The organism is Blautia sp. DFI.9.10 (assembly GCF_024461705.1).
Classification (GTDB): domain Bacteria; phylum Bacillota; class Clostridia; order Lachnospirales; family Lachnospiraceae; genus Blautia_A; species Blautia_A fusiformis.
The window spans coordinates 1-13802 of sequence record NZ_JANGAA010000040.1 but is presented as its reverse complement, the minus strand read 5'-3'; the positions used below and the strand labels follow the sequence as shown (position 1 = coordinate 13802).

The 13802-nt window shown below is 43.5% G+C and carries 13 protein-coding genes and 2 tRNA genes; 9 read left to right on the top strand and 6 right to left on the bottom strand.

What is annotated here, in order from left to right; genetic code table 11:
* Window positions 1-184: 184 nt before the first annotated feature.
* A complete protein-coding gene (locus tag NE671_RS15445) occupies window positions 185-364 on the bottom strand; it encodes a helix-turn-helix domain-containing protein (protein WP_334297693.1) in 180 nt (59 codons plus the stop codon).
* A 431-nt stretch (window positions 365-795) separates the two neighbouring features.
* Here NE671_RS15445 and NE671_RS15440 point away from each other — a divergent pair, with 431 nt between their 5' ends.
* Window positions 796-2202 carry an MATE family efflux transporter gene (locus tag NE671_RS15440; RefSeq protein WP_044961660.1) on the top strand — a complete coding sequence of 469 codons (1407 nt, stop codon included), beginning with the start codon at window positions 796-798 and terminating at the stop codon, window positions 2200-2202.
* Here the strand turns inward: NE671_RS15440 and NE671_RS15435 are convergent.
* The 3 genes from NE671_RS15435 to NE671_RS15425 all read right to left on the bottom strand — a co-directional run bounded on the left by NE671_RS15435 (window position 2184) and on the right by NE671_RS15425 (window position 5327).
* Window positions 2184-3326 carry an RluA family pseudouridine synthase gene (locus NE671_RS15435; protein ID WP_173740248.1) on the bottom strand — a complete coding sequence of 381 codons (1143 nt, stop codon included), beginning with the start codon at window positions 3324-3326 and terminating at the stop codon, window positions 2184-2186. The two genes, NE671_RS15440 and NE671_RS15435, sit on opposite strands and share 19 nt — an antisense overlap.
* A gap of 65 nt (window positions 3327-3391) precedes the next feature.
* A complete protein-coding gene (locus NE671_RS15430; protein WP_173740247.1) occupies window positions 3392-4012 on the bottom strand; it encodes a response regulator transcription factor in 621 nt (206 codons plus the stop codon).
* Window positions 4013-4145: 133 nt separating this feature from the next.
* A complete protein-coding gene (locus NE671_RS15425) occupies window positions 4146-5327 on the bottom strand; it encodes a sensor histidine kinase (protein WP_173740246.1) in 1182 nt (393 codons plus the stop codon).
* Between the two features lie 346 nt (window positions 5328-5673).
* Between NE671_RS15425 and NE671_RS15420 the strand changes: the two genes are divergently transcribed.
* From NE671_RS15420 to NE671_RS15390, 7 genes are all read left to right on the top strand, one after another.
* On the top strand, window positions 5674-6603 hold the full coding sequence (locus NE671_RS15420) for an ABC transporter ATP-binding protein (protein ID WP_114001774.1): 930 nt from the start codon (window positions 5674-5676) through the stop codon (window positions 6601-6603).
* Window positions 6604-6615: 12 nt separating this feature from the next.
* Entirely contained in the window at window positions 6616-7740 is a 1125-nt protein-coding gene (locus NE671_RS15415) for an ABC transporter permease (protein ID WP_022426839.1), read from the top strand.
* Window positions 7727-8872, top strand: coding sequence for an ABC transporter permease (locus tag NE671_RS15410; protein WP_173740245.1), 1146 nt, complete (start codon window positions 7727-7729; stop codon window positions 8870-8872). The genes NE671_RS15415 and NE671_RS15410 overlap by 14 nt, the downstream gene beginning before the upstream one ends.
* 71 nt (window positions 8873-8943) lie before the next feature.
* The gene (locus tag NE671_RS15405) at window positions 8944-9915 is read left to right on the top strand and encodes a D-2-hydroxyacid dehydrogenase (RefSeq protein ID WP_173740244.1); all 972 of its coding nucleotides are present in this window, start codon (window positions 8944-8946) and stop codon (window positions 9913-9915) included.
* Window positions 9916-10053: 138 nt separating this feature from the next.
* Window positions 10054-10653 (top strand): NUDIX hydrolase, encoded by a 600-nt coding sequence (locus NE671_RS15400; RefSeq protein ID WP_092071373.1) that lies wholly within the window; start codon window positions 10054-10056, stop codon window positions 10651-10653.
* Window positions 10654-10829: 176 nt separating this feature from the next.
* A complete protein-coding gene (gene udp, locus NE671_RS15395) occupies window positions 10830-11621 on the top strand; it encodes a uridine phosphorylase (protein ID WP_059085420.1) in 792 nt (263 codons plus the stop codon).
* A 36-nt stretch (window positions 11622-11657) separates the two neighbouring features.
* A complete protein-coding gene (locus NE671_RS15390; protein WP_092071379.1) occupies window positions 11658-12086 on the top strand; it encodes a cytidine deaminase in 429 nt (142 codons plus the stop codon).
* Window positions 12087-12258: 172 nt separating this feature from the next.
* Here the strand turns inward: NE671_RS15390 and NE671_RS15385 are convergent.
* Both NE671_RS15385 and NE671_RS15380 read right to left on the bottom strand, forming a co-directional pair.
* Window positions 12259-12329 (bottom strand) — tRNA-Trp (locus NE671_RS15385).
* Between the two features lie 128 nt (window positions 12330-12457).
* Window positions 12458-12545: transfer RNA gene (locus NE671_RS15380), tRNA-Ser, on the bottom strand.
* 156 nt (window positions 12546-12701) lie between these two features.
* Here NE671_RS15380 and epsC point away from each other — a divergent pair.
* A complete protein-coding gene (gene epsC, locus NE671_RS15375; protein ID WP_015524322.1) occupies window positions 12702-13622 on the top strand; it encodes a serine O-acetyltransferase EpsC in 921 nt (306 codons plus the stop codon).
* Window positions 13623-13802: the final 180 nt, after the last annotated feature.

The window sequence follows — 13802 nt, the reverse complement described above, 5'->3', positions numbered from 1 at the left end:
ATGCAGTAGTGGGAGAAGCAAGAATCCCCCTGCTTTAGCTGTGGGGAGTGTCAAATGGTTATCCTCACATAGAAAACAAATTTCGGAACAACCAAGATCTGTTTTGACGTATCCATGGCAGTGATTGCTGCGGTACTTTCCTTCGTATTTGCGGGAAGACTGGATGGTGTAAGAGAAGGTACTGTTATTTCCGCATATTCTCCCGCACCTTCGTAGGTGTGCACCCGAAGTGCTCCTGGAACATCCGTCGAAACAGCTTATAATTGGTGAATCCATAGCGTTCTAGGATCACATGCACGGGGTCTTTCGTATTGATCAGATTTTTGTAGATAAAAGAAAGTCTGTATTCATTCTGATATTCCAAAAAAGTAACCCCCATCTTTTTCTTGAAAAACGGCAGAAATATCCAGTCTGGAGATAAGCAACACCTGCAATCTCATCCAGAGAAATAGGCCGTTTGTAATTCTCAGAAATATAATTCAGCACCAGATTCAGCCGATCCAGATCTTTTTTCTGCCGGCTTAGATCACTTTGAAAAACTTTGACACTGAAATTGTGATACAGCTGGAATAAAAGTTCAAAGATCAGGATATTGCAGACGAGAGTCGTATGGTGGAGTAAAAAGATACAAAAAAACGGAGATTTATCGTTATAAAGACTATTGAAAATAAAAGAAGTTTGTAGTAAGGTAGTAGCTACAACGCTTACGAAAGGGAAGACTGTTTCGGGTGGGCAGTCTCCTTTTTGTGGAGAATTTTGGATGAAGAAAAACGAAAAACAAGGGGGGAAGAATTTATGGAGAAGGTAAAAGAGAAATCTTCTTTTTTCCGAAAGTTCGTAGGAGATAAGAGGTTTTATCTGATGGTCCTGTCTATTGCAGTACCGATCATGGTACAGAACGGAATCACAAATTTTGTCAGTCTTCTGGACAATATTATGATCGGTCGTATCGGTACCGAACAGATGTCTGGAGCGGCGATCGTCAATCAGCTGATCTTTGTATATAATCTATGTATTTTCGGCGGGGTGTCCGGAGCGGGAATTTTTACAGCACAGTATTTCGGACAGAAGGATCATGAGGGTGTCCGCCAGACACTTCGTTATAAATTGTGGATGGCAGTGATTCTGACAGCGATCACTATTATACTGTTTCTGACAGCAGGGGGTTCACTGATCAGCATGTATTTAAAAGGTGACGGGACCGCACAGGAGATCAGGGATACTCTTATTTATGGAAAACAGTATTTATGGATCATGCTTCTGGGACTTCCGCCATTTATGATGGTGCAGGTCTATGCAAGTACCTTACGTGAATGCGGTGAGACCGTACTTCCAATGAAGGCCGGGATCGTGGCAGTGCTGATCAATCTGATATTTAATTATCTTCTGATCTATGGTAAATTTGGATTCCCGGAAATGGGAGTAAGAGGTGCGGCTGTTGCTACAGTGCTCTCCAGATATGTGGAAGCCTGCATTGTCCTGAGCTGGACACATAAGCATACAGAAAAGAATATTTTTGCACAGGGTCTGTATTCAACATTAAAGGTTCCGGCGAACCTGACAAAGAAGATACTTATTAAGGGAACCCCGCTGCTTCTGAATGAGACTTTATGGGCAGCCGGAGTGGCCATGCTGACACAGTGTTATTCAGTCCGTGGACTGAACGTGGTTGCGGGATTAAATATTTCCAATACTATCAACAATGTATTTAATATCGTATTTATCGCACTTGGAGATTCGGTAGCCATTGTTGTAGGACAGCTTCTGGGGGCAGGTAAGATGAAGGAAGCCAGAGATACGGACAATAAGATGATCGCATTTTCTGTGTTCTGCTGTACCTGCGTGGCAGCTGTGATGTTTGTAATGGCACCACTGTTTCCAAGGCTTTACAATACCAATACTGAGGCACGTACTCTGGCGAAATATTTTATTATGCTCACAGCATTTTTCATGCCGCAGAATGCATTCTTGCATGCAACATATTTTACTTTGCGTTCCGGTGGAAAGACCATCGTTACATTTCTGTTTGACAGTGTGTTTATCTGGGTGGTAAGTGTAACGATCGCATTTACCTTAAGCCGTTTTACAGGTCTGCCTGTACTTGTGATCTACGCAATGGTCCAGGCAGCGGATATGATGAAATGTGTCATTGGATTTATCCTTGTAAAAAAAGGCGTATGGCTTCAGAATATTGTTTCATAGAATTTTTTGAAATCTTCCGGGAGGGGTGCTTCCAGGGAGATTTCTTTTTTGTCATTTTTGTCATGATGCATGGAAGCCCGGGTGTCGGAAGCAGATTCATCAATTGAAAATGGAAGTTGAAATTTAAGCTTCCATGCGTGGAGTGCAGCCCGGGAAAACGGATTCGATATGTCCGATAAACAGTACAGAGAATCACCCAGAAGAGGATGCCCGAGAGATGCCATGTGTACACGGATCTGATGGGTACGGCCGGTTTTCAAACGGAGCATTACAAGAGAAGCCGGAGCTGCTGCGTCAGGGCCGGTAGATTTCAGAACAGAATAAAGGGTTTCTGCATGTTTGCTTCCGGGAAGCGTGCCATCTGTGGATACGACCATTTTCAGACGGTTATCCGGGTCAGGTGCAAGGGGAACGGAGATCCTGTGAAAAGCTCCATCTTCATCCACAGGCATGAAACCGGAAACTGCAGCCAGATAGGTTTTCTCTGAAATCCCTTCTTCACGCTGGTTCTGTAATCTGGCGGCAGCAGTCTGGTTCCTGGCAAAGAGCAGGATACCGGAGGTTTCTTTATCCAATCGTCCGATAGACCGGACTTTGGTAGGCTCTCCTTTGGAACGGAAATAGGAAGCCACCTGGTTGGCGAGACTGTCACTGTAGTGAGAACCGGAAGGGTGAGTGACAATCCCGGCAGGTTTATTTATGGCGAGGATATCCTGGTCTTCGTATATGATCGCCAACTCAGGAAGAAACTGTGACGTTGTAGCCGGTGAATGATAATTGTGAGAATTGACATCAGAACCTGCAAATTCTGAAGCTACGGAATCAGAATATGAAATTGCGTCTGCGGAGAACTGGAAATTGTGATTGGACAAATTGACAGTAAAGGATGAAGATTCCAGCTGGGCAGAATCCACATCGTTCGATTCCAGGCATACTATGATCTGATCCCCGGGATAAGCGGTTTCCGTTACCCGGCACTGCTGTCCGTTTTTCCGGATACCACCGGGACGGAACTTAGCCTGGCTGATCTGCTTTTTTGTAAGACCTGCCTGCGTGCGAAGAAAGAGGGAGACAGGTGCCGGAACAGCTGTTTTCGGGATATAGATAGTAAGATAGCGGTTCATTGTGAGGAATCCTCCGATTCTATTAAATTAATAAATATTTACAGGAATTTGGATGCAGGAGATTTTTACTTATGCTGATAATAAAAAACAGCAACTTGAGTTCGATCCCTCAGCTGCAGTTTATCCAGAATGGAACTGAGATAATTTCGTACCGTTCCCTCACTGAGAAACAGTTCTGCGGCAATCTCCTTATTGCTGTATCCGTTGGCAATCAGCCGGATGATATCCAGCTCCCGTTCGCTGATGTTTCTGGAAGCATAATCAAATCCGTCGGAAGACTGCAGGAGTTCAGGGATTTTGGATATGATCTCTGTGCCGAATACGGTCTGGCCGGAGTAAACCGCCTGAAGAGTTGGAAGAATGCTGGTATGATCCTGCTTCAGAAGATAACCCTTTGTGCCGAGGCGGAGGGCTTTTACAATATATTCATCATCGGAAAAAGTAGTCAGAAGAAGAATTTTTGCCTCCGGAAATTCGCCCAGGATCTTTCTGGACGCTTCCAGTCCGTCCATTCCTTTCATACGGATATCCATCAGAAGAATATCCGGAAGATACTCTCTGTACAGAGAGCAGGCTTCTTCACCATCAGAGCCGGTGGCAGTCACTTCGATATCCGGGTTTGCTTCAAGAATGGTTTTTAGTGCTCCTGCAACCAGGCAGTCGTCGTCTACGATTATAATTTTCATGTCAAAATCTCCTGTTTATGAGTTATAAAAAGTAAATTTACAGATCAGAAAAAACAGACAGATCCAATATGCCGGGAAAGTACTTTGATCAAATCAGGAAGGTTTCCGGCAAAGTGAGAAATATCTGTCTGATTCAATTAGAAACAGATTTCGGGATCGTCACAAAGATCCGAAAACCATTCTCCTGCGTAATCTGGACCGTACCGCCCAGCGCCTTTGCACGGTCACGGATATTGGACAGTCCCATACCACCGGAAATATTTTTGGCCTTATTGCTGTCTGATCCAGTTTGAATATCCGGAATTCCATTTTCCGGTGTCCCATTATCCTCAATGCACAATTGATAAAGTGCAGGATGCTCCCGCAGAAGAATATCCACAGAATCCGCATTACTATGCCGCATCACATTGGAAAGCCCTTCCTTTGTAATACTGATCAGACTGTATTTCACCTCTCTTGGAATCTGCCTGGACATATCATAAGTAAGATTCACCGGGCAGAAGGTGAAATCCTTTACAAGTCCTTTTATGGCATCTTCCAGATCTATCGCATCGTCATGAAGATCATGTACACTGGAACGGATGCTGTTCATAGCACCGTTCAGGGATTCTTCCAGATTTCCAAGCAGAGGATCAAGAGAATCATTTTTGTTGATGGTTTTGCAGGCAGCAGTCATAAGGATAGAACGGGATAGTACATGTCCCACATTATCATGGATCTCTCTGGCAATTCTGTTTCGCTCGCGCAATGTAGCAGCATAAATCTCGTAATCCTGTTTTTCCAGAAGTGCCTTGTTTTTTTCAGAAAGAAGAAGCGTATGTTCCTCACTGTCATCCCGGATCTGATGAAAATCCTGGTAAAGAGCCTGATATTTTCCGGCATAGAGCCAGAGAGAAAATGAGAGAACGAAACCAAAAATCCCAAGCAGACAAAGAACTGCCGGAAATCTATTGATCTGAAAAACCAGAAATCCCCAAAGTGGAAGCTCAGCCACTGCCAGAGGAAAAAGCCCGGCAGATAAGGTCTGATACAGCAGCAGCGGGAAAAACAGAAGAAGATCCGAAAACCACAGGGAACATAATCCAAAGATCACATAGCTTCCTGCAAGAACCGGAATGATATTTCCGGCGGGTTCCAATACTGGCAAAGAATTGTGTGAACAGGATTCTGTTTTACATACCCTGCACAGATAAGTAATGCAGCAAAGGATCACCGCAAAAAGGAGGGCAAACACAAGAGCCTGATCTGCAGGCACATAAAAAAATGTTAAAGTACTGTATAAAAGCAATAGTATGGAATCTGTAAAATAACGCATAAAAAATATACCCTCCTTTCTCAGAATTACAGCCTTTTCCGAAAGTCAGGCAGATAACCGGCTAAAATTATCGTGTCCTGTTCAGGGAGAACCCTTTTTGCTGCACAAATTTCTGAAATCAATGTGCCTTTATTATAATATACCGGTTCCTTCCCTGCAAAGAAAAATCTATCCTTCTGAAAAAGACATGACATTTGTCATTCGCAGGTGGTGACATTCAACACTTGGAGCAGACAGAAGAAAAGGATATAATGGCATCATAGAAGAAATATGAATTTCTGCGAAAGAGACATAAAAGTCCTGCTTAACGGACTGTAAAAAAGGAGGAAAACATATGCCACAGAGTATGGTCCACATAGAAAATCTGGTAAAACGATACGGTGATCTTACCGCACTGAATCATCTGGAACTGGATATCCGGGAGGGTGAGATCTTCGGATTACTTGGTCCCAACGGCTCGGGAAAGACAACGGCCATCAGTTGTCTTTTGTCACTTCTGAAATATGACAGAGGTGAAATAAAGATATTCGGAGAAGAGATGAAGCCGGACAGCTATAAGCTCAAGGAACAGATTGGGATCGTGCTTCAGAATGTAGCCGTTTTTGATGAGCTGACAGTGCAGGAAAATATCGATTATTTCTGCGGCCTTTACATACGGGACAGGAAACGGAGAAAAGAGCTGGTGGAGGATGCCATTGAATTTACAGGTCTTGAAGATTTCCGCAAAATGTACCCGAAGAAGCTTTCCGGGGGCCTTTTACGAAGATTGAACATTGCCTGCGGGATCGCCCACAAGCCAAGACTGATCATTATGGATGAGCCGACGGTAGCTGTAGACCCACAGAGCAGAAACAAGATCCTGGAAGGGATCCAAACGCTGAACCACCAGGGCTCCACCATTATCTACACATCCCATTACATGGAAGAAGTGGAGCAGATCTGTACCAGGATCGCCATCATGGATCACGGAAGAGTCATCGCTCAGGGAACAAAGGAAGAATTGAAGCAGATGATCAAAACAGGAGAGACCATCACTGTAGAAGCCATTGCCCTAGAAGAAAAAAATCTCCGGGATATCCGCACACTGGAGCATGTGTTTGATGTGCAGTATAAAAAACAGGTGCTGGTCGTGCGCTGTACCGATGCGAAGCATAACCTGATCCGTCTTCTTAATTATCTGCAAAGCCAGGATATTTCTTTTGGAAGAGTCTTTTCCGAATTGCCTACATTAAATGATGTCTTTCTGGAGATCACCGGAAAACAGCTGAGAGATTAGGAGGGATGGGAGATGTTGCATTTACTGAAATACAGTTTTCTTTCCAAGATCCGGAATTTTAACATTGTATTCTGGCCGCTGGTCTTTCCGCTTGTGCTTGGAACTTTTTTCTATTTTGCATTCGGAAATATCAATGAGGCAGATTTTCAGACGGTTCCGGTGGCAGTGGTGAAGGAAGCTTCTGCGGATACGTTTTTTATGACCTATCTGGATGAAGTGGAAAAAAGCAGTCCGGATCTTTTAAAAGCAGAAGAAATGTCGGAAAAGGAAGCGCTGGAAGCACTGCAGGATAAAAAAGTAGAAGGGATTTATTATGTGGGAAAAGAACCTTCCCTTACAGTAGCAGGAACCGGAATAGAAGAAAGTATCCTTCAGACAGTTCTCGACAGCTGTGAAAACACCAGAACGACCATCACCAATATCATGAAAAAAAATCCGCAGATGGATATGGAAACCATGAAATCCTTGTTAAGTTCCGACAGCCTGGTAAGGGAAGTCTCTCTTGGCGGCCGGACCATTGACGGAAATGTGCAGTTCTTTTACGCACTGATCGCCATGGCCTGCCTGTATGGATGCTTTATCGGATTTGGCTCTGCGATCGGGATTCAGGCCAATATCACACCTCTGGCAGCCAGAAGGTGTGTAACGCCGACCCACAAGCTGAAGCTGATCCTTACAGACCAGCTGACATCTTTTGCTCTGGGCTATGTGGACGTGATCATTCTGATCTTGTATCTCCGGTATATTCTCAATCTGGATTTTCAGGGACAGATGGGAAAAATGCTGGTGGTATCTTTTTTCGGAAGTCTCATTGGTGTATCTATGGGAATGTTTATAGGCAGCTTCGGAAAAATGCAGGAAGGCGTCAGAATCGGGCTCATGCTTGGAATCTCTATGGTAAGCAGCTTTCTTGCCGGACTGATGAACGGAAATATGAAGGATATCGTGGAAAAAAGTGTTCCGTTTGTGAACCGGATCAATCCTGCATCACTGATCTCAGATGCGTTTTACTGTATCAATGTATATGATGATATGACCAGATACTATAGAAATCTGATCACACTGGCGGTAATGTGCGTGGTGCTGGTGATGGCATCCTTTTTCATGGTCAGGAGGGAACGTTATGACAGTATTTAAAGGCTATATGAGGATCATGAAAAAAAATACAGGTCTGATCCTCCTGTATCTGGGCATTTTTTTCGGAGTGACAATGGCACTTCAGGCAGCGGCCGGTAAGGAAACTTATACCAGCTATGAAAGCGAAAAAATAAAGATCGGAGTGGTGGATAAAGACAACGGACCACTTGCAGAAGGACTGGTAAAATGGCTTGAAGGTACGCATCACGTGACCATGCTGGAGGATAACAGGGAGAAGCTTCAGGAAGAGCTTTTTTACAGAAATGTGGAGTACATCGTGGTGATTCCTGAGGATTTTTATGAGAGCTGTATGGTAAACGGCGAAAGTATTTCTGTGACCAAGGTGCCCGGATCTTATTCGGCATATTATGTGGATCAACAGCTTGAGAGCTGCCTGAATACAATGCGGACATATCTGAAAGCCGGTTTTTCCCAGAAGGAAGCGGCAACAGCGATCCTGGATAAAAAAAGAGGAGAAGTCACCATGCTGGATACAGATGAAAACAGTGGTACGTCCGGATGGCTCTATTATTTCCGATATATTCCATATCTGTTTCTTGCATTACTTTGCTATGTGATGGGATATGTTCTGATGGCTTTCAAAAAAGACGATATACCAAAGAGAATGCAGGCATCTGCGATCTCTGCAAGACGACAGAGTCTGGAGGGGCTTCTGGCCATGTTTGTGATGGGTGGGGGCTTATGGGGAATCGGTATGGCTGGAGCTATCCTTATGTATGGAAAAACATTTCTCAGTTCAGAAAATTTCGGATACTATGTACTGAACACTCTGGTAATGATGGCAGTGGCACTTTCACTTTCCTATCTGATCGGTCTTTTTGTAAAAAACAGCAACATGTTAAGCGGGATCGCAAATATCCTGTCTCTTGGAATGTGCTTTCTGTGTGGTGTGTTTGTTCCCATGAACATTATGGACAGAAACGTCCTGAAGGTGTCTCAGTTTCTTCCTGTGTACTGGTATGAAAACGTAAATGAGACTCTTGGAAGTTACAGCCACCTAACAGGTGAGGCAGCTGTATCGGTGTGGAAAGGCATTGGACTGGAAGCTATGTTTGTGGTAGTTTTTGTCTGCATGATCCTGGCAGTGACCAGATATCAGCGGCAGAAATAACAGAAAATAATAGCAGATGGCTGTTAATTATGGTAGGATATAGCTGATAAAGATGATTTGCGGAGAAAAACATGAAAAAAATACAAGTTTTACTAAAACCACAATGCAATGCAGAAATTCAAAATCAGTTTGCAACAAAATTCGGAGATCAGTGCGAATTTACATTTCAGGGCAAAGAAACTGAGGATGCGATCGCAGCAGCAGAAGTAGTGATCGGAGAGCCAGAGGAAGAAGAAATCCTGAAAGCAGAAAATCTTCGCTGGATCCAGCTGACCTGGGCCGGTGCGGACAAATATACAAAAATGAAAGCATTTCCGACAGGAGTTACATTAACCAATGCTTCCGGCGCTTTTGGAAAGATCATATCAGAATATGTGATCGGGAATATTATTGCGCTGTACCGTGAACTTCCGAACTACTGGAAGAACAAACAGAAACACCTCTGGGTACAGAATAGACCATCAGAAACCATATATGGAAAAAACATTCTCATCCTGGGAACCGGGGATATAGGAAGAAATATTGCCCATAGAATGAAAGCGTTTGAAACGCATGTGACTGGAATAAAAAGAACTGCAGTCCCGGAGCATTTGCAGCAGATGAAAGAGTTTGATGAGGTATATGATCTGACAGCGCTGGATCAGCAGCTTCAGAAAGCGGATATTGTGATCGGCTGTCTCCCGGGAACACCGGAAACAAAAGGCCTTCTGAATTACGAACGGCTGTATTCTATGAAAAAAGATGCAATTCTGGTTAATGTAGGAAGAGGAAGCCTCATTCCAACAGAGGACCTGATCAGAGTACTGGAGGAAGGCCACTTAAAAGGAGCGGTCCTGGATGTATTTGAAACAGAACCATTGCCGGAGACATCACCTCTTTGGAATATGGAAAACGTCCTTATCACTCCACACATTGCAGGCCCGAGTTTCGGTGGAAACGCTGAAGTCCAGGATATGATCTGGAACATCTGCATGGAAAATATGGAACGATATCTGAATGGAAAAAAATTAAAAAATATTGTCCGGTTAAAGGATGGGTATTAAATAAAAAAGATAGTTACAAGCTCCTTCTGATAAACTGTGAAGCAGTTATCCGGTTATGAGCAAGTAGCGAAGCGGATGCTTTTATCCGCTTGACTAAAAATACATTTATGGGTATTTAAGAAAGAGATAGAGTGCATAATGATAACACGCCAGAAACTGATCGATCAGATAGAAAAATACAAGCCATACAATGAGCAGGAAGAAAAAGATAAAATCCTGATCCTGGACTGGATCAGAAATAATGAGAATGCTTTTTCCAGGGAAAATGCAGTAGCCCATATGACAGCTTCTGCCTGGGTAGTAAACAGAGAACGGACGAAAGTCCTTATGGTATATCACAACATATACAATTCCTGGTCCTGGCTTGGAGGACATGCAGATGGTGAGACGGATTTACTGTCCGTTGCTGTCAGAGAAGTAAAAGAAGAGGCAGGGATTTCCAATGTTCGTCCGGTGTCAGAAGAGATTTTTTCCCTGGAATCCCTGACTGTAGACGGTCATATGAAAAAAGGAAAATATGTATCCAGCCATCTGCACTTTAACCTAACATATCTCCTTGAGGCAGATTCAGAAGAGGCTGTTTCCATAAAAGCAGATGAAAACAGCGGTGTAGCCTGGTTTTCACCGGAAGAAGCATTGATGAGATCAACAGAACCGTGGTTTGTGGAACATGTTTATATTAAGCTTTTGAAGAAAATGAATCTATGTTATAATGGGATAAAGACAAAAGAGGTTTGACATTGACTGAGCAAATACGAAAATCTGACTGTAATGTAAGACAATACAGTTTTGCAGGGATCGATGGGAAGCAAGGTTAAAATAAAAGAATAAAGGACTGGATTGTATGAAAATGCAGTCTTTTTTTTATTCATAAGGAATAGGGAAACTGTTAGCTGAGAAAGGGGGAAACAAACATGAAAAATTATTCAGAGGATGCGGACAGACAGTATCACATTCAGGTAGCAAAAGGAGAAGTGGGACGTTACGTTATTTTACCGGGAGATCCGAAACGCTGCAAAAAGATCGCACAGTATTTTGATGATCCGGTTTTGGTAGCAGATAACCGGGAATACGTAACATACACCGGAACACTGGACGGAGTGAAGGTAAGTGTGACATCTACTGGAATCGGCGGACCGTCCGCTTCTATCGCAATGGAAGAGCTTTATCGGTGCGGGGCTGACACATTTGTACGCATCGGAACCTGCGGTGGAATGCAGCCGGAGGTAAAAAGTGGTGATATTGTTGTTGCAACGGGTGCGATCCGTATGGAGGGCACCAGCAAAGAGTATGCACCTATTGAATTCCCGGCAGTGGCAAATCTGGAAGTGATCAATGCACTTGTGGAAGGAGCAAAGAAAGAAGGATGTGAATTCCACACAGGTGTGGTACAATGTAAGGATTCCTTTTATGGCCAGCATGAGCCGGAAACCAAGCCGGTCAGCTATGAACTGATGAATAAATGGGAAGCGTGGAAACGTCTCGGCTGTCTTGCGTCGGAGATGGAATCCGCTGCTCTTTTTATAGTGGCAAGCCATTTAAAAGTACGTGTGGGCTCCTGCTTCCTGGTGCTTGCAAATCAGGAAAGAGAAAAGCTGGGTTTGGATAATCCTGTGGTACATGATACCGATAAGGCAATCCAGGTTGCAGTACAGGCGATCCGTGAACTGATCCGTGCAGATCAGGCACAGAAAAAAGAAGAATAACGTATACATGCCTGATTCAGGAAAGGTGGGAAAACTATGGAAGAAAAACAGATCAAAGAAATGATCGATCTGGCAATCAGACAGATGGACTATTCCTATGCGCCATACTCACATTTTCATGTAGGGGCGGTACTTCTTGTAAAAAACGGTACCTATTATACCGGGTGTAACATAGAAAATGCTGCCTATACTCCAACAAACTGTGCGGAAAGAACTGCTTTTTTCAAAGCGGTCAGTGAAGGCATGAGAGACTTTCAGGCAATCTGTATCGTTGGCGGCAAGGATGGTGTTCCTACAGAGTATGCAGCACCCTGTGGAGTATGCAGACAGGTTATGATGGAGTTCTGTGATCCGGAAACCTTTCAGATCATACTGGCAGTCAGCAGAGAAAAATATGATATCTTTACGTTAAAGGAACTGTTGCCATTTGGATTTGGACCGGATAATCTGAAGAAACTGAAGTGATAAGCGCATGTGGATACGTGCAGAGATTTTCACGATATGAATGCAGTGAGAAGTAAAATATTGAAAAGTGATCGCCCGGATGTTGATATGACAGGCCGGGCGATCACTTTTTCTGCCATACAATAAAAAACGCTGAAAATCCTTAATTAAGGTTTTTCAGCGATTCTAATAGCAGGGGATGAGAGAATCGAACTCCCACCAAAGGTTTTGGAGACCCCTATCATACCATTTGACCAATCCCCTATATTAAATTGTGTTTTCATCACTGTTGCAATTATACATATAAAATATACAATTGTCAAGAGATGAGAGTGCTTTTTGTATAATAAAATATAAATAAAAATTCTTCCTGTCATAAATCGGCAGAAAAGCGGAGATGGAGGGATTTGAACCCTCGCGCCGGTTGCCCGACCTACCGCATTTCGAGTGCGGACCCTTCAGCCACTTGGGTACATCTCCGGATGCAAACCTTTATTATTATATAAGGTATCCGGAGAAAGGTCAATCTTTTTTAAAACTTTTCTTTTTTGTATTATTGACGAATCTTCCAGACTATAATATGATAATGAGATAAAGTGTACAGACAGAAGTGGATGTGCAGAAATGGAGGGAATTATGAGCGATAAGAAATCAGCGATTCTCAGAGTGGCGAAGGGTCTTACTGAGAATTATGCTTCAGAAGAACTTTTTATGCCGAAGAGCGGTAGACGTCTGCCGAACCGTTCGGTGATCATTGATATAGTAAGAGATCTGAAATCTATTGTATTTCCGGGATATTTCAGTACGGATACCAGTGCTACCGTATTTCCGGAGTATTATGTGGGACACAGACTGAATGATCTTTATGACAGATTGAAGAATCAGATCGAGATCGCACTTCTTTATCACGGAGAGGAACCGGAAGAAGCAGCAGCTCATGCAGACAGAACTGCCTGTGGATTTTTTGAGCAGCTTCCTGAGATCCAGAGACTGCTTCTGACAGATGTACAGGCTGGTTTTGATGGTGACCCCGCAGCCAAGAGCAAGGAAGAGATCATTTTTTCATATCCGGGATTATTTGCTATCTACGTGTATCGTCTGGCACATGTTCTTTATAAAGAAGAAATCCCATTTATCCCGCGCGTGATGTCGGAATATGCTCATGGCCGTACAGGAATCGATATCAACCCGGGAGCGACCATCGGAGAGTATTTCTTTATCGATCATGGTACCGGTGTGGTTGTAGGTGAGACTACAGAGATCGGAAATAATGTAAAACTGTATCAGGGAGTGACACTGGGAGCGCTTTCTACAAGAAAAGGACAGCAGCTTGCCAATGTAAAACGTCATCCGACGATCCGTGATAATGTAACGATCTATTCTAATTCCACAGTGCTCGGTGGTGAGACGGTTGTAGGAGAGAATACGATTATAGGTGGTAATACCTTTATCACAGAATCCATTCCTGCAAATACCAAGGTCAGTGCAAAAAGTCCGGAGCTTGTGATCAAGAAACCGAAGGCCCAGGTTTCTGCCACAAATGTATGGGAGTATTGATAAAAAATCCAATAAATAAAAAAATTAAAAAAAATAAAAAAACCTGTTGACAAATAAAACAGTATGCTATATACTAATCATCGTTGCAGCGGTCAAGCGATCGGTAATCACCGAAGCGACGATGCGCGGGTGTAGTTCAATGGTAGAACACCAGCCTTCCAAGCTGGATACGTGGGTTCG